We start from the raw sequence: 21,345 nt of genomic DNA on the forward strand, positions 1-21,345 counted from the left end.
TAAAGACTACTTTTGAAGCTATACACACACCGCAATTTAATCAAATTGCAAGAATTAGGAAAGCGAAAGCTTTCCTTTTTTTATGCCACAAAAAAAGCTGCCTCACTTTTGAGACAGCCTCTTTTTTGTACTAACTCAATTTCTTACTTACTCTTTATCTAAATCTTTTGCTGTTTTAAATCCAGTCAAAAGTCCAATTCCTGCCATTATAAAAATAATTGAAGGATAAACCGCACCATCGTTAAGAGACGTGTAAGTTGTAATTACCAAAGCAAGGAAAATTCCAACACCACTACCTATTAATAAAAATGCCAGATTTACTACAAGAATTTTCCATGCTGAAACCCCATTTGTTTTTCCTTGTAAAAAGATACTTGCATCAACACCTTTTTCTATAAGTGCTAAACGCTCTCTGTTTCTTGTTGAATAAACTAAATAAACGATCCCGAAGATCATTGCAAAAAAGCTAAGTGGTACTAAAATTTCTGGTCCCATAATTTTATGTTTTTTTAATTGATTGATACTCCATATGACGAGGCTTTTTAAATTGAGGTTACAACATTTGTAAAAAAAATTTAAATTTTAAATTCAAAATTCCAAAAGTTACTGATTATCAATTAATTTTAATACCAAAAACTTTGACAAAGTTCAATTCTAATTTATCATTATACATGTAGAGATTGGTCCTGAGGTTTCAGGAAGGAATTTATTTTCTTGGAATTTGTTCTAAAATTGGAATTTGGGATTTTAAAAAATTTGGAGTTTTATTTCATTTCGTTGTAACCTAAATAAACAAACTGTCGTCCTATATAAATATGAGTACAATAAGTGATCAACATTATATCGATAAAGTTCTGCAGGGCGAAACAAATGCGTTTGCCATTCTTGTTGATCGTTATAAAGATATGATCTTTACTTTGGCACTCAAAATGATTAAAAATCGAGAAGAAGCCGAAGAAGTTTCACAAGACACGTTTATTAAGATTTACAGTTCATTGAATAAATTTAAAGGTGAATCTAAATTTTCGACCTGGATTTATAAAATTGCTTATAATACTTGTCTGGACAGATTAAAGAAAAGTAAAAAAGAGGAATTAAATATTTCGATAGATGATTTTTCATCCCATTTAATAAAAACGATGGACAATGCCTTAAGCGTTTTAGAAGAAAAAGAACGAAAGCACACTATTCAGAAATGTTTAAATTTATTACCAAGTGATGAAAATTTCCTTTTAACTTTATTTTATTTTGATGACCAAAATTTAGAAGAAATCGGAAAAATAATGAATATATCAGCAAACAATGCTAAAGTAAAATTATTTAGAAGCCGACAAAAATTAGCCGTAATTTTGAGACAGCAGTTAGAACCAGAAATAATAGAATGTTATGAAAGAGAGCGATAAAAATATAGAACAGCTTATTGAAAAAATGATGGCCGAAGAAAAACTGCAGTCGCCATCAATAGATTTCACATCAAAAATAATGGCAAAAGTTGAGTCATTAGAAGAGAAAAAAATCAAAGTATATAAACCTTTAATTTCTAAACCGGTTTGGATTTCTATCGGATTGGCTGTAGCGGCGTTAGTGATTTATATTTCTCTTTTTTCTGTTTCAGAAAACAATTTGAAAATCGACGAAATTGGAAAATTATATTCTGATAAAATTTCAACAGTGTTTTCAGGAATTCATTTTTCGAAAAACATTTTGTACGCCTTTTTGATTGTTCCTTTTATGATTTTAGTGCAAGTTGGACTTTTAAAAAATTATTTTGATAAGAAGTATCAGTTATAACTGTTAAAAAAAATATATCAACAATGATGAATTTATTTATCATAACTTTGTAAAGTTCATTAAATTCATGAAAATGATACAGAAAACCATTACTCCTAAAGATAAAATTGTGAATCTTTCTTTTGAGATTCCAAAGAATTATGTTGGAAAAGCATTAAAAGTATCTATTGATTTTGAAAATGAAAGTGATCAAATTGAAAGCAATTTATCTAAAAAAGATTTAATGGAATAAATAATAGCGATGAATAAAATAATTTCAGAATCCTTTGATTTATTCTCAATGTGAAAACTTACCAACTAAAACCAAAATTTACAGAGAAACCACATATAAAACTTGGCTGATTATATTCAAAATAAAAAACAACCACATTACAATTCTTGGTATCTTAAGTGGAAAAAGAAAAGTTTCTTCATTTAAAAAACTCCGATAAAATCTAAACAAAAAACGTCTTGATTTTTTTCAAAATAAAACTTGCGATTTAAATCCGAAAAACATATTTTAAGCACTCCAGAAAACCAAATATAATTCATTCATTTACAATAGAATTAGACCCGAAATCGATATCTTTTTTTTAAGAAAATTTTGAGAACCTAAACCGTTGCAAGATTGTAACTTATAGAGTATCTTTGCACCCTAATTCGAAATTCATAAAATGAATAAATTATTGATTGTTGGAACGGTTGCTTTCGACGCGATTGAAACTCCTTTCGGAAAAACAGATAAAATATTAGGTGGTGCTGCAACGTACATTGGTTTATCGGCATCATTTTTTAACTTGCAATCGGCCATAGTTTCTGTAGTTGGCGACGATTTTCCTCAAGAACATTTAGATTTATTAACTTCAAAAAATATTGATATCTCAGGTATCGAAATTGTAAAAGGAGGGAAAACCTTTTTTTGGAGCGGTTTATACCACAACGATTTAAATTCAAGGGACACATTGGTAACTGAGTTAAACGTTTTAGCTGATTTTCAGCCAAAAGTTCCTCAAAATTATAAAGATGCTGATGTTGTGATGTTAGGAAACTTACATCCGTTAGTACAAAGCAGCGTTTTAGATCAATTAGAGAAAAAACCAAAATTAGTTGTTTTAGATACAATGAACTTTTGGATGGACTGCGCTCTTCCCGAATTATTAGACGTTATTAAACGTGTAGATGTTATTACAATCAATGACGAAGAAGCAAGACAACTTTCTGGTGAATATTCATTAGTAAAAGCGGCGGCTAAAATCCAGGATATGGGACCAAAATATGTGGTGATCAAAAAAGGAGAACACGGTGCACTTTTATTCCACAATAGAGAAGTATTTTTTGCACCAGCTTTACCGCTTGAAGATGTTTTTGATCCAACCGGAGCCGGAGACACTTTTGCCGGTGGATTTTCAGGATTCATTGCACAAAGCGAAAACATCTCGTTTAACAATTTAAAAAATGCAATTATTTACGGTTCAAATTTAGCTTCGTTCTGCGTAGAAAAATTTGGAACCGAAAGGATGGAAACATTAAGCAAAGCAGAAGTAGCGATTCGATTACAGCAATTTAAGTCGTTAACTCAGTTTGACATAGAAATATAATGCCCAAAAGCCTCGATAACACGGGGCTTTTTTTATTACGTTAATACACACAACTTACAACAACACAAAATACAAAAAACAATGAGCGACGCTTTAAAACACGAATGTGGTATAGCCTTAGTTAGACTTCTTAAACCGCTTGAATATTATAAAGAGAAATACGGAACTGCTTTTTACGGAATACAAAAAATGTATTTAATGATGGAAAAGCAGCACAACCGTGGTCAGGACGGTGCCGGATTTGCCAGCATAAAACTAGATGTTGAGCCTGGACAACGCTACATAAGCAGAGTTCGTTCAAATCATGCACAGCCAATACAAGATGTTTTTAAACAAATCAATGAGAGAATCAGTGAAGAATTAAAAGCACAGCCTGAAATTGGTGACGACATCAATAAGATAAAATCGGAAATTCCGTATGTTGGCGAATTGTTTTTAGGACACGTTCGTTACGGAACTTTCGGAAAAAACAGCATCGAAAGCGTACATCCATTTTTACGTCAAAGTAACTGGATGCACCGTAACTTAATTTTGGCCGGAAACTTTAACATGACTAATGTTAAGGAACTTTTCGAAAACTTAGTTGAATTAGGACAGCACCCAAAAGAAATGGCTGATACGGTTACTGTAATGGAAAAAATTGGTCACTTCTTAGATAAAGAAGTTATGCAATTGTACCAAGACTGTAAAGCTGAAGGGTATTCAAAAAGAGAAGCTTCGCCAGTAATTGCTGAACGTTTGGATATTGCAAAAATATTAGCCCGTTCTGCTAAAAACTTAGACGGAGGTTATGCAATGGCCGGTTTATTAGGTCACGGTGATGCATTCGTTTTTAGAGATCCGGCAGGAATTCGTCCAGCCTACTTTTACCAGGATGATGAAGTTGTTGTAGTAGCTTCTGAAAGACCTGTTATTCAAACAGTATTTAATGTTCCTTTTGAAAGTGTACAGGAAATCGATCCGGGAAATGCTTTAATCATAAAGAAAAACGGAAAAGTTTCTATGAATCAAATCTTAGAGCCGACTGTTAAAAAAGCATGTTCATTTGAAAGAATTTATTTCTCAAGAGGAAGTGACGCAGAAATTTATCAGGAACGTAAAAATTTAGGGAAATTAATTTTACCAGCCGTTCTTAATGCAATTGACAGTGATACAGATAATACTGTTTTCTCATACATTCCTAATACAGCCGAAACTTCATTTTATGGTTTAGTCGAAGCTGCTCAGGATTTCTTAAATCAGAGAAAAAACAATTATATTCTGGAAAACAGAAATACACTCACTGCAGAAACACTTCAGGAACTTCTAGCTGTAAAAATACGTACAGAAAAAGTGGCTATTAAAGATGCTAAACTTAGAACCTTTATTACTGAGGACAGCAGTCGTGATGATTTAGTAGCTCACGTTTATGATGTTACATATGGTGTAATTAAACCAGAAGACAATCTTGTTATTATTGATGATAGTATCGTTCGTGGTACTACATTAAAAATGAGTATCATTAAAATGATGGATCGTTTGAAACCTAAACGTATTGTTATTGTTTCATCGGCGCCGCAAATTCGTTATCCTGACTGTTATGGAATTGATATGGCAAAACTTGAAGGACTTGTTGCTTTTAGAGCAGCTTTGACGTTATTGAAAGAAAGAAACTTATATCATATTGTTGACGAAGTTTATGCGAAATGTAAAGCACAGGAAAATTTTGCAGACAAAGATGTTGTGAATTACGTAACAGCAATTTACGATCAATTTACACCAGAAGAAATTTCAGATAAAATTGCCGAGATGTTAAGTTCTCCGGAAATTAATGCCGAAGTAAAAATTATTTTCCAAAAAGTAGAAGATTTACATATTGCCTGTCCTAAAAACCTAGGCGACTGGTACTTTACAGGTGATTATCCTACCCCAGGAGGAAACCGTGTTGTAAACCGTGCATTTATGAATTTCTACGAGGGAAAAGACGCAAGAGCTTATTAAAAAAGTATTAATAAAAGGTTAATTTGTGCATTTCATCGGTTTTTTTTGCCGTTCATCCTGTTTGTTTGGTAAAAATGAAAAGCTACAATACTTTTGAAATACCATAACATTAGTAGGTTAAGTTTATGGTAGATTTGGGGCAAAAAGGGTGGAAGGAATTCCACCTTTTTTATTGGAATAAACTCAACTATTTCGCTTTTAAGTCATTATATTCATTTCATCGGATATATTTACCTTTCATCCGAAAAATTTTCTTAATAAAAATAAGTGTCATACATTTATAAAACCATAACATTAGTAGGTTAAGTTTATGGTAGATTTGGGGCAAAAAAGGTGGAAGAAATTCCGCCTTTTTTATTTTCTTTTTTTAGAGAAGATTATAGAATAAAGATTATAGAATAAAGACGAGACTTATAGATATACAAAAAGACGAGTACCTTTCGGCACTCGTCTTTTCTCTTTATTCTTTACTCTATTTTCGACTATTTGTCTAAAGCATATCTTCTGGCAACTTCTGTCCAGTTAATTACATTAAAGAAAGCCTCAATATAATCTGGTCTTCTGTTTTGATAGTTTAAGTAGTAAGCATGTTCCCAAACGTCCATTCCTAAAATTGGAGTTCCACCACAGCCAACTTCCGGCATTAATGGGTTGTCTTGATTTGGAGTTCCGCAAACATCTAGTTTTCCACCTTTGTGTACGCACAACCAAGCCCATCCTGAACCAAATTGAGTTGCTCCGGCTTTAGCAAATTTTGCTTTAAACTCTTCGAAAGTTCCAAAAGAAGATTCAATAGCTGCTAATAAATCTCCAGTTGGTAATCCGCCACCGTTTGGAGCCATTACTGTCCAGAATAAATTGTGGTTGTAAAAACCTCCGCCATTGTTACGAACTGCAGCGTTAGATTTATCTAAGTTGATTAAGATATTTTCGATTGTTTTTCCCTCTAAATCTGTTCCTGCGATAGCAGCGTTAAGATTTGTTGTGTATGCATTGTGGTGCTTTGTATGGTGGATTTCCATTGTACGCGCATCAATATGTGGTTCTAATGCATCATATGCATATGGTAATTGTGGTAATTCAAAAGCCATGATATAAGGATTTTTATGGTTTATAATAATTTATCCCAAATTTAGACATTTAACTTTGGAATTGAAAATACTATTTCGTTATAATTCAATTTAATTAATTGATAAATTGATTTTCTGAAAGTTAAAACCTTGTAAATCTTTATTTTCCATTAAAGGTTGTCATGGTATTTTCTAATCCGGCCGTTCCAAAAGATTTTATAATTTCTATTGAGGTCTCTAAACGTTCCGGTAATTTCGAATTTTCGTCGTCATTCCATTCTCCTAAAACATAATCTATCTGCTGGCCTTTTTTAAATTGATCGCTGATTCCAAATCTAAAACGGGTATAGTTTTGTGTATTCAAAACCAGATTAATATTTTTCAGTCCATTATGTCCGCCATCGCTGCCTTTTGGTTTGATTCTAATAGTTCCGAAAGACAGATTTAAATCATCTGTAATTACAAGAATATTTTCCAGCGGGATATTTTCTTTATCCATCCAGTATTTTACTGCTTTTCCGCTAAGGTTCATATAAGTGTTTGGTTTAAGCAGAAAGAATGTTCTCCCTTTAAACTTATATTCGGCTAAGGATCCTAATTTTACAGTTTCAAATGAAAGGCTTTCTTTTCTGGCTAAAAAGTCTAATACTTTAAATCCGATATTATGTCTTGTGTTTACATATTCGGCTCCGATATTTCCTAAACCAACGATTAAATATTTCTTCATATTATCTATGTTCTCTTCTTTTTGTGTTGATGAAAACAGTTTTGTTATCCATTTTATCATGCCTGCAAAAGTAAGATTAATTAGAGAATGTGCCAATTGGTTAATTAGATAATTCAAGTTGCTAGTTTAATAATTCAATAAATAAATCGGCTCTAAAAAAGTTTAATCCCTGCGGGATATTTTTTCTGGCAGATTTTATTATTCTGCTGCCAATATTTAACTCCTAACGGAGTAACAAAAAAATATCCCGGAGAGATTACATATTGGTAGAACTCAGTTTATTCATGTCAATTTTTGTCCCGTAGGGCAATGTCATTAAGTTAAGAGGAAATCTATAAAATTACTTAACCGTTTAATTAAGAAAGTAATTAGAAAAATCAGTTTTTATCAGCGTTTTCGCTTTAGCGAATCAGTAAAATCAGCGTCTAATTGTGACGCGGACAAAACAGATTTACTTCGTAAAAACGCTGATAAACACGGATTTGATTTGCAATAATTTTATTTTCTAAAAGCTTAACTTAATGACATTGCCCGCAGGGACTACACTTTATTAACTAGCAACTTGAATTAGATAATTATTTTTAACCACTAAGATTGTTTAAGGATGGCACACGGGTGACGCGGGTGAAACAGGTTTATACTGGTTTTATTTCTATGTACAACATATTGTCATCCTGAGCGAAGTCGAAGGACCACCAGAAGCTCGACAATCTAAATTACAATACTTTGTGCGGGGCTTCGACTTCGCTCAGCCTGACAACATGTGGGTTTCATCCTAGAAAACTTAGAACCTTAGCAACTCAGCATCTCAGAACATTTCAAAAAAAAAGCACCAATCTTTCGATTGATGCTTTTTGTATTGAGTTGAAAAAAATTATTTTTTCTTTCCTTTTGCAGGAGCTTTTGCAGCTTTTGCAGCTTCTTGAGCAGCTTTCATAGCAGCACGAGAAATTCTTACCTGAGCAACAACTGTGTTGTCTGGGTGCATAATTTTGTATTCTGGAGCACCAACTTTAGTAACATATAATTTGTTACCCATTTCAAGTGGAGTAATATCAGCTTCAACAAAATCAGGAAGATTTTTAGGTAAAGCTTTTACTTTTAATTTACGAGTGTTTAAACGTAAAACACCTCCAGCAAGAACACCTTTAGATGTACCAACAATTTTCACAGGAACTTCCATTGTGATTTCTTTGTCATCAAATAATTGGAAGAAGTCAATGTGTAAAATTTTGTCAGATACAGGGTGAACCTGAATGTCTTGCAAAATTGCATTGAATGATTTTCCTTTTCCAAGTTCGATCACAACTGTGTGAGCGTTTGGAGTGTAAACCAAGTTTTTGAATGCCGCAGCGTCTGCTGAGAAATGTACTGCCTGATTTCCTCCGTATAACACGCAAGGAACCGCTCCAGCATTACGTAAGGCTTTAGTTGACACTTTGCCCACGCTTTCTCTTTCTGATCCTTTAATTGTAATCGATTTCATTGTAAAAAAATATAGTTATTAATAAATATTCTTGTTTGTTGTAAGCTTTAAGCAATAGGCTTTAAGCTTTTTCTTCACTATGTAATAAAGCTTACAGCCTAAGGCCTACAGCTTATTGCTTGCTACATTATGAATTTTCCACTAATGGAATTGTTGTGGTGCACCATGTGCATAACTTCTGCAAAAAGAGGTGCACAACTCACTACTCTAATTTTGTTTGATTCTTTCTTTAACGGAATTGAATCTGTTACGATTAATTCTGTTAATTTAGAATTTTCAATTTTCTCATACGCACCGCCAGATAAAATAGCATGTGTACAAATTGCTCTTACGCTTAGTGCTCCTTTTTCGATCATTAAGTCGGCTGCTTTTGCTAAAGTTCCTCCTGTATCGATCATGTCGTCTACTAAAATTACGTTACGGCCTTTTACCTCACCAATCAATTCCATAGTGTCAATAACGTTGGCTGCTTTTCTTTGTTTATAACAGATTACTACATCTGATTCTAAAAACTTAGAGTAAGCATAAGCTCTTTTTGAACCTCCCATGTCTGGAGATGCAATAGTCAAATTTTCTAAATTTAAACTTTGCACGTAAGGCAAAAAGATTGTAGATGCAAATAAATGATCTACGGGTTTTTCAAAGAATCCCTGAATTTGATCTGCGTGCAAATCCATTGTCATGATTCTTGTTGCTCCTGCAGCTGTTAATAGGTTTGCTACTAACTTTGCTCCAATCGGAACTCTTGGCTTATCTTTTCTATCCTGTCTTGCCCAGCCAAAATAAGGCATAACAGCTGTAATATGTCTTGCTGATGCGCGTTTTGCAGCATCAATCATTAATAACAATTCCATCAAATTATCTGCCGACGGAAAAGTTGAACACACAATAAAAACACGTAATCCTCTGATTGACTCTTCGTAAGATGGCTGAAATTCTCCATCACTATACGTTGACATCGTTACTTTTCCTAACGGAATTCCGTATTGTTCTGCAATTTTTTCTGCAAGATAAACACTTTGTGAACAAGCAAAAATTTTAGCTTCTGGTTCTAGGTGCGACATTATAATTTGTTGTTTTATTCCGCTGCGCTCCATCAATTCGGCTATTTCGTTTGTCCTAGCCAGATGATGTATTTGCCTCGGGTGTAGTTAGTTGTGTGTGCGTCGTTTTAACGAGGTGCAAATTTATAAAATTTATTGGAGACTGAAAGGAAATATTTAAGTATTTTTAGTAGAACATTTAATTTTATTTTTTACATTTGCACCGTGTTAAAGGAATGGGCACATTTTTGATCTCATTCTATTGCGTTAAAATAACTGATTTATCGTTATTTTTTCGTCTGCTAAGCCCGGATGGCGGAATTGGTAGACGCGCTGGTCTCAAACACCTGTGGGAAACCGTGCCGGTTCGACTCCGGCTCCGGGTACAAAAAACCTCTTCTTAACGGAAGAGGTTTTTTAGTTTTAGGAAGTTTATTTCCACCATATAAGTTATATAAGTTCATTTAATAGCTGTCGTATTATAACTCACATTTATATTTACTTATATGGTTTAAACCTCACAACTCGCCTCATGCAAAACAGGAAAATTGCACGAATTTGCAATAAAGCACAATTGATTAGCTTTAAAATGTAGATCTAAAGCTAATTCAATTTGGTTTGGATTTGAAATTTTCACCTTCGGATATAATCTAACCTCAACAAAACGTCCGCTCCCGTCTGGAGAAACTTCGAGTGTGGCTTCGGCATTGTCTGAATACTCAAGAACTTCTATTTCGTTTTGAGAGCATACATATAAGTATGACATCATGTGGCAGGAAACCAAACTACTTAACAATAAATCTTCGGGATTGTATAATGACGGATCACCTTTAAAAGCTTTTGCTGCCGAAACATCTAAAACTGATTTTCCTTCAATTTTAATTTGATGGTTTTTATTATAAAGTTTTGACGTTGTTTCTTCTTGATTTTTATTTGAAGTCCAATTTAATGCCGCTTTGAATAGATGTTTCATTTCGCTAAATTAACATTTTATAAGTTGTAAGGAATTAATCTCGCAAAGACACGAAGCTGCCAAGAAAATAAAACTTTGAGTCTGCTTTTATTTACCCCATTTAGTCCAATCCGAATCTGGTCTTTTAAACGGTTCTGATAAAAACTTATTTACTAATGCATTAAATACTTCAGGATTTGAAGCCGGCGCAAAATGGGTTTCTCCAGGCATAATACATAACTGTGCCTTAGGTATGTTTTCAAAAATTTCTACCGAATGTTCATTTTTAATAATGTCTTTATCTCCTGCTATTATAAGCACTTTTGCTTTAATTTTTGATAAATCTTTAGTTACAATATTAGGTTGATCTACCAAAAGTCCAGCAAGTTGTTTTTGTAGATTCCAATTCTCACTAGTGTCTTTCTCTTTAATTTTCGACACAATCCTTTTTTTCATGTTCTCAACATCTTTTGTAGCCCACGAATTAACAGCTGTAGAATCAGGTCTTAAATTTGCCCCCATCGCTACAATTTTCTTTATTTTTGACTTACCTGAAATACCCATTTGTAAACCAACAATTCCACCATCACTCCATCCAATAATACTTATCGAATCTAGTTTTAACTGATTAACTAATCCCTCTATATCTTTTGTAATCTGAACGTATGTCAAAGAATCCGTTTTCAACTCCGATTTACCCTGCCCTCTATTATCAGCAACAATAACTCTGTATTTACTCTTAAAATAATCGATTTGATTTCCCATTGATTCAATATTTCCTCCATTTCCGTGAATCAATAACAAAGGTTCTCCTTTTCCATATTCTTCATAATAGATTTTAGCTCCATTGATTTCAGCAAATTTTCCAACAGCGGTATTTTTACCATAAGGCGTGTCAAATTTAAAATTCATATGAACCTGAGCACTTCCTATTGTACATATGGAATAGGTTAATAACAGAAGTAATAATTTAATTGGGTTTTTCATAAATAAAGAATTTTTATTATCGTTATTACACAAATGTAAGAAACAATTGAATAAATTAACAAAATCTTTATAAGTCGTAATATGCATTAATATTTACAAATAAAAAAACCTCGAAAGCATAACTTTCGAGGTTTCTTAGAGAATTAAACTAATAAACAAATTCTAAAACTATTTCTTTACTGAGAATTTAAAGGTAGTTTTAGTTTTGTACTTTTCTCCCGGGTTTAAAACCGTTGTTGGGAAATTTTTCTGGTTTGGAGAATCTGGATAATGTTCTGTTTCTAAACAAAGTCCGGTTCTGTGTGCGTATGTTTTTCCGTCGCGAGTTGGCAGAGTTCCGTCAAGGAAATTTCCAGAATAAAACTGAATTCCAGGTTCGTCTGTCGTCATTTCTAAAACTCTTCCGCTTGGTGCGTGGTATACTTTTGCGATGATTGTTTTTCCTTTTTCAGGATTGTTCAATACCCAGCAGTGATCGTAACCTTTCCCTCTTATTAATTGTTCGTTTTTAACTTCGATATCTTTTCCAATTAATTTTGGCGTTCTAAAATCAAAAGGTGTATTGGCAACATCTTCTAATTTTCCTGTTGGGATTAAAGTCGCATCAACCGGAACAATTTTATCTGCGTTTAAAGTCAATTCGTGATCTAAGATTGTTTTAGAAAAATCTCCCGATAAATTGAAATAAGTATGCTGCGTTAAATTAATAACCGTCTTTTTATCAGTTTCAGCTTCATACAAAACTTCTAATTCATTATTATTTGTCAATGTATACGTTACAAAAACTTTTAGGTTTCCCGGGTATCCTTCTTCCATATCTTTACTTAGATAAGATAATTTTAAAGAAGCTGTTTCACCAGATTTTACCTCATCAGCTTTCCAAACTACTTTAAAGAAACCATTTGGTCCTCCATGCAAAGCATTTGTCTCATTATTTATTGCTAACTGATAATCTTTCCCATCCAAAGAAAATTTCCCTTTAGCAATTCGGTTTCCATATCTTCCGATAAGAGCCCCAAAAAATGGATTTGGCTTCTCATACTGTGCCAAAGAATTAAATCCGGTCACTACGTTTTCAGAAACCCCTTCTTTATTTGGGACTTTTAAATCAGTGATGATACCACCAAAAGTGATGATATCTACTTCCATTCCGTTTTGGTTTTTCAGCTTATAACTGTCTATTTTTTCTCCTTTTGCAGTTGTTCCGTAAGAAGATTTTTCAATCGTTACTGCTGTTTTTTCATCTGAAACTGTTGAATCCATTTTTTTATCGCTTTTGCATTGAACTGAAATTATAGCCAGACTTAACAAGCCAATTCCAAAAATACAACGTTTTAATACATTCATAAATGATAATTTTTTAAGTTAGTAAAGTCTTAAAGTCGAAAGTCTTAAAGTCAATTGCTTCAAAGTAACTAAATCTTTAGGACTTTATGACATTAGACTTTTGACTAATTTATAGTCCATGCTGAAACAAATGAAAGTAAGCTTCATTAGCATTGATCTTATCTTTAAACTCTCTTACCGTTGTTTTTTCGTCGATAACCAATAATTCGATTCCGGCAATATCTGCGAAATCTTCCATATATTCTGTTGTTAATGACTGGCTGTAAACGGTATGATGTGCTCCTCCGGCTAAAATCCAAGCTGTTGCAGCGATATCAAGGTTTGGTTTACAATCCCATAAAACTCTCGCAACTGGTAATTTTGGCAATTCGGCCATTGGTTTAACGGCTTCAACTTCGTTTACAATTAAACGGAAACGAGTTCCCATATCTACTAAAGAAACATTGATTGCATCTCCAGCAGGTGAATTAAATACCAAACGAGCAGGATCTTCTTTACCTCCAATTCCTAAAGGATGTACTTCGCAAGAAGGTTTTCCATCAGCAATAGAAGGACAGATTTCTAACATGTGCGATCCTAAAACATATGATTTTTGAGGCGTAAAATGGTATGTGTAATCTTCCATGAAAGATGTTCCTCCTTCAAGTCCGATATTCATAACTTTTAAAGCTCTTACCATTGCAGCGGTTTTCCAGTCTCCTTCTCCTCCAAAGCCATAACCATCAGCCATTAATCTTTGTGTCGCGATTCCTGGTAATTGTTTCCAAACTCCAAGGTTTTCAAATGTATCTGTAAAAGCTCCGAAACCTCCTTCTTCAAGGAAAGCCCTTAATCCTAATTCAATTTTTGCTGCTTCAACCAAAGAACTTCTTTGTGCTCCGCCTTCTTTTAAAGAATCAGTTAAAGTGTATGATTGTTCGTAAACAGCTAATAAATCGTTTAGCTCTTTGTCTGTTACTTTTTCAATATGTTTCGTAACATCTGAAGAATCGTATCCGTTTACAGAAACACCAAAACGAATTTGAGCCTCTACTTTATCACCTTCTGTAACGGCAACTTCACGCATATTGTCTCCAATACGAGCAACTTTTAGATTTTGAAGTTCATCCCATCCTAAAACAACTCTTGACCAGATTCCTAATTTTTTCTGAACTCTTTCATCTTCCCAATGACCAACTACTACTTTACGTTTTTTACGTAATCTTGACATAATGAAACCAAATTCACGATCTCCGTGAGCAGATTGGTTTAAGTTCATGAAATCCATGTCGATAGATCCCCACGGAATTTCAGCATTATATTGTGTATGCAAATGGCATAATGGTTTTTTAAGGATATTTAATCCGCCAATCCACATTTTTGCCGGCGAAAAAGTATGCATCCACGCAATAATTCCGATACAGTTTTTAGCCGAATTCGCTGCTAAACAAACATCTAAAATCTGTGATGGAGATTTTACTACATCTTTATAAACCACTTTTACTGGAATACTAGATGAAGCATCTAATCCTTTTGCAATTATCTGCGAATGTTCTGCTACTTTTCTTAGTGTTTCTTCACCGTATAATTCCTGGCTTCCTACTACAAACCATACTTCTTTTTGAGATATATCTATCATTGTTTAATCGTTATTTTGTTGAACTTTTTAATCGTTTTTCTACTTGATCTTAAATCTTAAATCAATAATCTGCAATCTAAAATCGCTACTGTCCGTAATACGAATCTTTTCCGTGTTTGCGGTTGTAATGTTTTTTAATTAATGAGTCTTTTAATCTTGGTGCTTTTGGATTTATTTGCAAAGTCAGATATGCCATTTCTGCCACAACTTCCAGAACTTTACTGTTATAAACTGCTTTTGCCGCATTTTTTCCCCACGCAAATGGGCCGTGATTTCCTATCAAAATCATTTCGACTTCTTCATAAGAAAGATTTTTTTCTTTGAAACAGTCCAAAATCTGAATTCCTGTATTGTGCTCATAGTTCCCTTCAATAAGAGAATCCGCCATCGGTGGCGCACACGGAATATCGGCTGTTAAATGATCTGCATGCGTAGTTCCGAAAATTGGAATATCTTGCTGAGCCTGTGCCCAAGCAACAGAGTAGGTTGCATGTGTATGTGCAACGCCGCCAATATTTGGCCAGTTTTTGTATAAATAAGCATGCGTTTTGGTATCTGATGATGGACGCATGGTTCCTTCAATAATATTGTTGTCAAAATCGACAATTACAATATCTTCCGGCTTTAAATCTTCATACGGAACACCGCTTGGTTTAATGGCAAAAACACCATTTTTTCTGTCCACGGCACTTACATTTCCAAAAGTGTACACTACCAAATTCAATGCATTTAACTGCATATTGGCTTCATAACATTCTTGTTTTAAATCTTTATAAAGAGAGCTCATGTTGCGATATTTTAAGGTTTGGATCTGCAAAAGCACTTAATTGTTCGTAAGCAATCAGCAATTTATTATACGCCGCTACTTTATCTAATTGAGGGAAATATTCTCCGTCGAAATCACTTCCTATTTTTTGACTTGCTTCGATCACGTTCGGATAAATTCCGGCGGCAACTGCTGCATAAATTGCTGCTCCCAAAGCCGGAGTTTGGTCTGAAGCTGCAATTTTAATTGGTTTGTTTAAAACGTTAGCCAAAGTCTGCATAATGAAAGGAGATTTACGGGCAACACCTCCAATTCCTATAACGCTGTCGATTTTTACTCCTTCTTCTTCAAAACGATCTACAATTTTCTTCGCTCCAAAACAGATTGCGTTTACTAAAGCTTTAAAAATATGCGGCGCTTTTGTTCCTAAAGAAAGGTTTGAAATTGCACTTTTTACTTCCTGATTGGCATCTGGCGTTCTTCTTCCGTTGATCCAGTCCAAAGCGATTGGAAGACTTTCTGAAACTGGAATTTTCTCTGCTTCTTTCGTTAATTCAACAATTAATTTATCGCTAAATTCTTCTCTTAGTTGTTCTTTTTGAGCATCATTTAAAACAGAAGATGTTCCTAATAAATGTTCTGTCGGCCACATTAATAGTTCTTTGTACCAAGCCAATAAATCACCAAAAGCAGATTGTCCTGCTTCTAATCCGATAAAGCCTGGAATAACCGAACCATCAACTTGTCCGCAGATTCCGCGAACAGTTTTTGTTCCCACCTCATCATAAGAACCAACTAGAATATCACAAGTTGAAGTTCCCATAACACGAACTAAAGTATTCTCTTCAATTTTAGCACCAACTGCTCCAGAATGCGCATCGAAAGTTCCAACGGCTACAACTGTTTCTGTCGAAAGTCCTAAACGATCTGCCCATTCTTTGCTTAAATTTCCAGCAACTAAATCTGATGTATACGTTTCATCATATAAGTTTCCGCGAAGCTGTGCTAAATACGGATGTAATTTTTCTAAGAATTCGACTGGTGGCAATCCGTTCCAGTCTGTGTGCCACATTGCTTTATGACCTGCAGCGCAACGACTTCTTTTGAAGGTTTTTAAATCCTTATCTTCAATTAATAAATACGTCATTAAATCGCAGTGCTCCATCCAAGTGTGGGCTGCATTTCTAACCGCTTCGTCTTGTCTTGCAATGTGAAGGATTTTTGCCCAAAACCATTCTGATGAATAAATTCCTCCAACGTATTTTGTAACGTCTTCTCCGCCCCAGCTTATAGCAAGTTCATTGATTTCGTTTGCTTCATTTATAGAAGTATGATCTTTCCATAAAACCATCATCGCATTTGGGTTTTCTTCAAATCCTTTTGTCAATGCTAATGGCGTTCCATCTTTTGTAACGGGAACAGGAGAAGATCCAGTTGTATCGATACAAATTCCTCGTACCAATTTTGGATCAACTTTACTTTCTTTTATAACGGTTTGAATTGTGATTTCTAAACCTTCGATATGATCCAAAGGATGCTGACGAAATTGATTTATAGATGCGTCACAATATTGTTTGTTTTTCCATCTTTTGTAATGAGAAACATTAGATGCTAATTCCTGTCCATTCTCAGTATCGATAAGCACCGCACGAACAGAATCTGTTCCGTAGTCTAATCCTATTACGTAATTTTTCATTCGAAATTAATTTTAAATAATGACAAATATAATTATAAATAACTTATAAGTGTACAAAAAACACTTAATAAAATATAGCTCTTGAATTTTTACAAATAATGCATCAAAACAATAGTTTAAGATCAAAACAAAAAATAAATGTTAACATTACATTTATTGTATTGAGATTATTTCATCTTAATTTTCAAAACTGTAACTGAATAGGCCGGAAAATCATATTGAACTTTATTCCCAGACACCTTAAATTCACTTTCTTTTGGGCTGATTTTAGTCGGATTTTCAAATGAATTCTCATCATTTATTCCTTCTCCCTTTAAAATTACTGCTGTTCCTTTTGAGTCTAATTTTGCTCCTTTTACATCAATTGAAACATTTTGAGATGCTGCCGATGTGTTTACGATTTTCAGAATTACTTCTTTAGAATTTACATCTTTTACCGCAGAAGCAAACAAATCATTTTGCCCAATAACCGCCTTTCCGTCTTTTGTAATGTTGATTAAATCTGTTCCTTTGTTATTTGAGAATAATTTTTGAACATAATAATTTGGGGTTCCGTACGATTGTAAATTGTTAAACCAAATCATGTCCGGCGTCCACTGCCATCCTTCTACGTGAGCTAATAAAGGCGCATACGATGTCAATTGAACAACCTCAGCATTACGTTCCATTCCGGTCATAAAAGCAGCTTCAGAGAAAGCACATTCCCAGTTGTTTTTATTATCCGGACTTGCAATTGCTACACTTTGCGCTGCGTATTCTCCGGCAAAAATCTTTGGACCTTTTCGGTCATAACTATCGTAACGTGTTACATTTTTACGAAACCAGGCCGGGTCTTTATAATAATGTTCGTCAACAATTTCTGCATTTAACTGCTTCAATTCTTTCATACCATAATCATAAAAATCTCCGTCAGGAAATGGCCCTGTTCCTGAAACAATTGTAATGTTTGGATATTTCGCTTTAATAGCTTTTTGAAAAACTTTGAAACGCTCGATATAATCTGGTCCCCATTGTTCATTTCCAACTCCAATGAATTTTAAGTTGAATGGTTTTGGATGCCCCATATCTGCCCTAACTTTTCCCCAAGCTGTCGTCGCATCACCATTTGCAAATTCAATTAAATCTAAAGCGTCCTGCACATACGGATCTAGCTGATCCATTGGAACTAATTGTCCTGTGTTAAACTGACAAGCCATTCCGCAGCTTAAAATTGGAAGCGGAGAAGCACCAATATCTTCTGAAAGCTGGAAATATTCAAAGAATCCTAAACCAAAACTCTGGAAATAATCCGGTGCAGGTCTGTGCGCAAATTCCATATTCCAACGGTTTACTGCCGTTTCTCTTTCTTCTACTTTTCCTACTGATTTTTTCCATTGATAACGTTCTGCCAATGTTCTTCCTTCAACTATACAACCGCCTGGAAAACGCAAAAATCCCGGTTTTAAATCGTATAATAATTGTACTAAATCTTTACGAAGTCCATTTTTTCTGCCCGCCCAGGTATCTTCGGGAAACAATGAAATATTATCCAGATCGATTACTCCGTTTCCTTCAAAAGTGATTTTCAGTTTGGCTTTTGCTTCTGTTGCATTTGATATTAATTGTGCGGTATAATTTGACCAGTCTGCTGATGTTGGAACAACCGAAGTTTCTCCCAAAACTTTGTTGTCTTTGTCTATAAACTGAAATTTAATTTTCGAAATGTTTCCAGATACTTTTGATGCTTTTAAAGACAGATTGTATTTCAGGTCTTTTTTAATTCCCATTCCTCTGAAACCTTCATTTACCAATTGATAACCACTTGCATCATTAACCGTAACTCTGCAATAATTGTGATTGGTTCCTTTTTTAGAATATTGAATTACAGCTGCAATTCCAGATTGTTGGTTTAGCTTATGGCGGTCGCTGTTTGGCTCGTTCCACCCCATCATCGGAAACAGAAATTCGAACGATCTGTTTTTAATCATTTCGGCGTATAAACCTCCATCGGCAGCAAAATTGATGTCTTCAAAAAACACTCCGTACATCGTCGGTTGAATTTTGGTGATGGTTTTGGATGCATCAACCTGAAGATTGTTTTTTTGTGCCGATACGAAAAAACTGCTCAGCAATACTCCGCAAAGGGTCATTTTGGTAATTAATTTGGACTTCATTTTTTTGTATTTAATGTGTTTTTACGGCACGCAGATGACGCGGATAAAAACGGATTTTTAATTTTTTGTTCTCCTGCAAGGTTTCCAAAACCTTGTAGGTATTATTAAGTTCCTTAAGTTTAAAAATTAAACCTACAAGGTTTTGGAAACCTTGCGGGAATAGAATCTTAGTTCTTATAGTCCAACCAAACTTTCATTTTCCCAACTCCGCGATTTGACCAAGAATAATATGGAATTGCCTTGAATTTTGAATTTTCGATAACATTTACGCCCTGTAATAAATTTGCTTCCTTTTTTACTTTGAAAGTATCTCCAGATGCTACATTTATTTTATCGAAATTGGTTTTGTTGTCAATTTCTTCTACAGCATAAACGATTGGGCCATATTCTAAAGAGACTTTATTTTTATTGGTTTCTACTTTAGCATTCGTTTCTACTTCCTGAACTTCCATTGGAAAATTAAGATTGATTTTATCTCCTTTTTTCCAATTTCTTGAGATTACGAAATAACCATCTTGTGGCTGAATTGTTAATGTTTCTCCATTCAAACTAATGGTTGTTTTTTGAGTAGAAGCTTTTTTATAAGAATATAAATCTCCCGGCAAAACTTCATTTCTTGCCCAGCCCGGAACTCTTAGTTTGATTGTGAATTGACTTTCTTTTTTTGGATTTACTGAGATTGCTATTTTTCCGTTCCAAGGATATGATGTTTGCTGTGAAATTTGTAAATCAGTTTTTCCTAAAGTAAAAGATGCGTTGTTTGAAGCATATAAATTCACATATAAAACATCTTTTGATTTTGAATAAATAAGTCCCGGAATCGACGGAATAAAACGAATTAAATTAGTTGGGCAGCAAGAACAGTCAAACCAAGCCTGACGTGTGCAGGAACCTCTGTTTGATTTAAAAACACCATCAGCTTCTAAAGCATTCGGATAGAAAAACTTTTTTCCATCTAATGAAATTCCAGAAATTAAACCATTGTACATTGTTCTTTCGATCACATCAAAATATTGTGATTTTCCGTATAAATTATGCAATCTGTGGTTCCAGTATACATCGCCAATTGCTGCGCAGGTTTCGTTGTATGCGGTTAAGTTTGGCAATTCATAATTAGCTCCAAAAGCTTCTCCATCGTGTCTTGAACCAATTCCACCTGTGATGTACATTTTTTTGTTTACCATATTATCCCATAAATTATTTACGGCATTGGTATAACCTTTATCTTTTGTCATTGCAGCGATATCTGTCATTCCTGCGTACATATAAACGGCGCGTACGGCATGGCCAACTACTTCATTTTGCTGAATTACCGGAATATGATCTTGTGCATATTCGCCATATAATTTATGATTGTTTGGATTTCCGCGATTGTCTAAATAGTATTTTGCTAACTTTAAATAATCTTCTTTTCCGGTAATTTGATACAGCTTTATCAAACCCGTTTCTACAATTTGATGTCCCGGAACTCCTTTTACCTGACCTGGTTTATCGCCAAAAGTTTTCACTAATAAATCGGCATTTTTGATAGCAATATCAAGAAAATTTCTTTTTCCGGTTGCTTCATAATGCACAACAGCTGCTTCAATTAAATGTCCTGCATTGTAGCATTCGTGGCTAATTTGCAATGATTCCCAACGTTTTCCTTCAATAACGGGAACCCAAGGTGCTGGCGGTTTTGCCGGATTTATGGTTCTCCATGTGGTTAAATAACCGTCTTTTTCCTGACCAATTTTTACAATGGCAATTAGGGAATCCAGCACTTTTTCAAGCTTCGGATTTGGAGCTGAAATTAAAGTGTTTGATGCGCCTTCGATAATTTTATAAACATCCGTATCGTCAAAAGGCATTTGCCCGCGAACTTCTCCTGTTTTTTGCTTTCCGGCAATTAAGAAATTTTCGAAACGTCCTTCTTCATTACATTTCTGAATCGCGTAAGCAATCGTAACTTCCTGCACTCTTTTTATAATGGGCAGCCAGAATGAATCTGTCAATTTTACATTTTGAATATTAACAGGTTCTATTTCATAACCTGCTTTTAAGGCCGAAGTTTTAGTAGACTGCACCACATCGTTTTTGGTTTCTTTGCAGGAAATCAAAATCAAAAGTGACATGAAAATCGTTACTATTGGTAAATTATATTTTTTCATTA

The 21,345-nt window shown here is 34.3% G+C and carries 18 protein-coding genes and 1 tRNA gene; 6 read left to right on the forward strand and 13 right to left on the reverse strand.

Annotation, left to right across the window (positions count from 1 at the left end; translation table 11 throughout):
• Positions 1-147: 147 nt before the first annotated feature.
• Positions 148-495 carry a DUF6249 domain-containing protein gene (locus LUU93_RS06470; RefSeq protein WP_053473030.1) on the reverse strand — a complete coding sequence of 116 codons (348 nt, stop codon included), beginning with the start codon at positions 493-495 and terminating at the stop codon, positions 148-150.
• A gap of 320 nt (positions 496-815) precedes the next feature.
• Between LUU93_RS06470 and LUU93_RS06475 the strand changes: the two genes are divergently transcribed.
• The 5 genes from LUU93_RS06475 (at position 816) to LUU93_RS06495 (ending at position 5,348) form a co-directional block, all read left to right on the forward strand.
• Positions 816-1,403: an RNA polymerase sigma factor gene (locus tag LUU93_RS06475; RefSeq protein WP_232679508.1), complete on the forward strand. Its 588-nt coding sequence runs from the start codon at positions 816-818 to the stop codon at positions 1,401-1,403.
• Positions 1,387-1,791: a hypothetical protein gene (locus LUU93_RS06480; protein WP_232679510.1), complete on the forward strand. Its 405-nt coding sequence runs from the start codon at positions 1,387-1,389 to the stop codon at positions 1,789-1,791. Before LUU93_RS06475 ends, LUU93_RS06480 begins: the two co-directional genes overlap by 17 nt.
• Before the next feature lie 73 nt (positions 1,792-1,864).
• On the forward strand, positions 1,865-2,023 hold the full coding sequence (locus tag LUU93_RS06485) for a hypothetical protein (protein WP_232679512.1): 159 nt from the start codon (positions 1,865-1,867) through the stop codon (positions 2,021-2,023).
• Between the two features lie 421 nt (positions 2,024-2,444).
• Positions 2,445-3,368: a PfkB family carbohydrate kinase gene (locus LUU93_RS06490; protein ID WP_053472906.1), complete on the forward strand. Its 924-nt coding sequence runs from the start codon at positions 2,445-2,447 to the stop codon at positions 3,366-3,368.
• 81 nt (positions 3,369-3,449) lie between these two features.
• Positions 3,450-5,348 (forward strand): amidophosphoribosyltransferase, encoded by a 1,899-nt coding sequence (locus LUU93_RS06495; protein WP_232679514.1) that lies wholly within the window; start codon positions 3,450-3,452, stop codon positions 5,346-5,348.
• Between the two features lie 482 nt (positions 5,349-5,830).
• Here the strand turns inward: LUU93_RS06495 and LUU93_RS06500 are convergent, their stop codons facing one another.
• The 4 genes from LUU93_RS06500 to LUU93_RS06515 form a co-directional block, all read right to left on the reverse strand.
• Positions 5,831-6,439 (reverse strand): superoxide dismutase, encoded by a 609-nt coding sequence (locus LUU93_RS06500; RefSeq protein WP_232679516.1) that lies wholly within the window; start codon positions 6,437-6,439, stop codon positions 5,831-5,833.
• A 139-nt stretch (positions 6,440-6,578) separates the two neighbouring features.
• Complete coding sequence (pth, locus tag LUU93_RS06505) at positions 6,579-7,205, reverse strand: aminoacyl-tRNA hydrolase (RefSeq protein WP_232679518.1); 627 nt, start codon at positions 7,203-7,205, stop codon at positions 6,579-6,581.
• An 814-nt stretch (positions 7,206-8,019) separates the two neighbouring features.
• Positions 8,020-8,631 (reverse strand): 50S ribosomal protein L25/general stress protein Ctc, encoded by a 612-nt coding sequence (locus tag LUU93_RS06510; RefSeq protein WP_053472910.1) that lies wholly within the window; start codon positions 8,629-8,631, stop codon positions 8,020-8,022.
• A gap of 122 nt (positions 8,632-8,753) precedes the next feature.
• The gene (locus tag LUU93_RS06515; protein WP_053472911.1) at positions 8,754-9,695 is read right to left on the reverse strand and encodes a ribose-phosphate pyrophosphokinase; all 942 of its coding nucleotides are present in this window, start codon (positions 9,693-9,695) and stop codon (positions 8,754-8,756) included.
• Between the two features lie 285 nt (positions 9,696-9,980).
• Here LUU93_RS06515 and LUU93_RS06520 point away from each other — a divergent pair.
• A tRNA-Leu gene (locus LUU93_RS06520) sits at positions 9,981-10,060 on the forward strand.
• A 125-nt stretch (positions 10,061-10,185) separates the two neighbouring features.
• Here the strand turns inward: LUU93_RS06520 and LUU93_RS06525 are convergent.
• The 8 genes from LUU93_RS06525 to LUU93_RS06560 form a co-directional block, all read right to left on the reverse strand.
• On the reverse strand, positions 10,186-10,647 hold the full coding sequence (locus LUU93_RS06525; RefSeq protein WP_232679521.1) for an OsmC family protein: 462 nt from the start codon (positions 10,645-10,647) through the stop codon (positions 10,186-10,188).
• Positions 10,648-10,734: 87 nt separating this feature from the next.
• A complete protein-coding gene (locus LUU93_RS06530; RefSeq protein WP_232679523.1) occupies positions 10,735-11,613 on the reverse strand; it encodes an alpha/beta fold hydrolase in 879 nt (292 codons plus the stop codon).
• A 168-nt stretch (positions 11,614-11,781) separates the two neighbouring features.
• On the reverse strand, positions 11,782-12,960 hold the full coding sequence (locus LUU93_RS06535) for an aldose epimerase family protein (RefSeq protein ID WP_232679525.1): 1,179 nt from the start codon (positions 12,958-12,960) through the stop codon (positions 11,782-11,784).
• A gap of 109 nt (positions 12,961-13,069) precedes the next feature.
• The gene (gene araA, locus LUU93_RS06540; protein ID WP_232679528.1) at positions 13,070-14,578 is read right to left on the reverse strand and encodes an L-arabinose isomerase; all 1,509 of its coding nucleotides are present in this window, start codon (positions 14,576-14,578) and stop codon (positions 13,070-13,072) included.
• Positions 14,579-14,663: 85 nt separating this feature from the next.
• Positions 14,664-15,365, reverse strand: a complete 702-nt coding sequence (locus LUU93_RS06545; RefSeq protein ID WP_232679530.1) for an L-ribulose-5-phosphate 4-epimerase — start codon at positions 15,363-15,365, stop codon at positions 14,664-14,666.
• Positions 15,349-17,040, reverse strand: coding sequence for a ribulokinase (locus LUU93_RS06550; RefSeq protein WP_232679532.1), 1,692 nt, complete (start codon positions 17,038-17,040; stop codon positions 15,349-15,351). Before LUU93_RS06550 ends, LUU93_RS06545 begins: the two co-directional genes overlap by 17 nt.
• 167 nt (positions 17,041-17,207) lie before the next feature.
• On the reverse strand, positions 17,208-19,193 hold the full coding sequence (locus LUU93_RS06555; protein ID WP_232679534.1) for an alpha-L-arabinofuranosidase family protein: 1,986 nt from the start codon (positions 19,191-19,193) through the stop codon (positions 17,208-17,210).
• Positions 19,194-19,360: 167 nt separating this feature from the next.
• The gene (locus LUU93_RS06560) at positions 19,361-21,343 is read right to left on the reverse strand and encodes a glycoside hydrolase family 127 protein (protein WP_232679536.1); all 1,983 of its coding nucleotides are present in this window, start codon (positions 21,341-21,343) and stop codon (positions 19,361-19,363) included.
• Positions 21,344-21,345 lie beyond the last annotated feature (2 nt).

It is taken from the genome of Flavobacterium soyae (genome assembly GCF_021245985.1).
GTDB lineage: Bacteria > Bacteroidota > Bacteroidia > Flavobacteriales > Flavobacteriaceae > Flavobacterium > Flavobacterium soyae.

Excerpts from the sequence above, each read along its gene's own strand:
- LUU93_RS06470 (WP_053473030.1), bottom strand. The coding sequence starts at position 495 with ATGGGACCAGAAATTTTAGTACCACTTAGCTTTTTTGCAATGATCTTC.
- LUU93_RS06475 (WP_232679508.1), top strand. The coding sequence starts at position 816 with ATGAGTACAATAAGTGATCAACATTATATCGATAAAGTTCTGCAGGGC.
- LUU93_RS06480 (WP_232679510.1), top strand. The coding sequence starts at position 1,387 with ATGAAAGAGAGCGATAAAAATATAGAACAGCTTATTGAAAAAATGATG.
- LUU93_RS06485 (WP_232679512.1), top strand. The coding sequence starts at position 1,865 with ATGATACAGAAAACCATTACTCCTAAAGATAAAATTGTGAATCTTTCT.
- LUU93_RS06490 (WP_053472906.1), top strand. The coding sequence starts at position 2,445 with ATGAATAAATTATTGATTGTTGGAACGGTTGCTTTCGACGCGATTGAA.
- LUU93_RS06495 (WP_232679514.1), top strand. The coding sequence starts at position 3,450 with ATGAGCGACGCTTTAAAACACGAATGTGGTATAGCCTTAGTTAGACTT.
- LUU93_RS06500 (WP_232679516.1), bottom strand. The coding sequence starts at position 6,439 with ATGGCTTTTGAATTACCACAATTACCATATGCATATGATGCATTAGAA.
- pth (WP_232679518.1), bottom strand. The coding sequence starts at position 7,205 with ATGATAAAATGGATAACAAAACTGTTTTCATCAACACAAAAAGAAGAG.
- LUU93_RS06510 (WP_053472910.1), bottom strand. The coding sequence starts at position 8,631 with ATGAAATCGATTACAATTAAAGGATCAGAAAGAGAAAGCGTGGGCAAA.
- LUU93_RS06515 (WP_053472911.1), bottom strand. The coding sequence starts at position 9,695 with ATGTCGCACCTAGAACCAGAAGCTAAAATTTTTGCTTGTTCACAAAGT.
- LUU93_RS06525 (WP_232679521.1), bottom strand. The coding sequence starts at position 10,647 with ATGAAACATCTATTCAAAGCGGCATTAAATTGGACTTCAAATAAAAAT.
- LUU93_RS06530 (WP_232679523.1), bottom strand. The coding sequence starts at position 11,613 with ATGAAAAACCCAATTAAATTATTACTTCTGTTATTAACCTATTCCATA.
- LUU93_RS06535 (WP_232679525.1), bottom strand. The coding sequence starts at position 12,960 with ATGAATGTATTAAAACGTTGTATTTTTGGAATTGGCTTGTTAAGTCTG.
- araA (WP_232679528.1), bottom strand. The coding sequence starts at position 14,578 with ATGATAGATATATCTCAAAAAGAAGTATGGTTTGTAGTAGGAAGCCAG.
- LUU93_RS06545 (WP_232679530.1), bottom strand. The coding sequence starts at position 15,365 with ATGAGCTCTCTTTATAAAGATTTAAAACAAGAATGTTATGAAGCCAAT.
- LUU93_RS06550 (WP_232679532.1), bottom strand. The coding sequence starts at position 17,040 with ATGAAAAATTACGTAATAGGATTAGACTACGGAACAGATTCTGTTCGT.
- LUU93_RS06555 (WP_232679534.1), bottom strand. The coding sequence starts at position 19,193 with ATGAAGTCCAAATTAATTACCAAAATGACCCTTTGCGGAGTATTGCTG.
- LUU93_RS06560 (WP_232679536.1), bottom strand. The coding sequence starts at position 21,343 with ATGAAAAAATATAATTTACCAATAGTAACGATTTTCATGTCACTTTTG.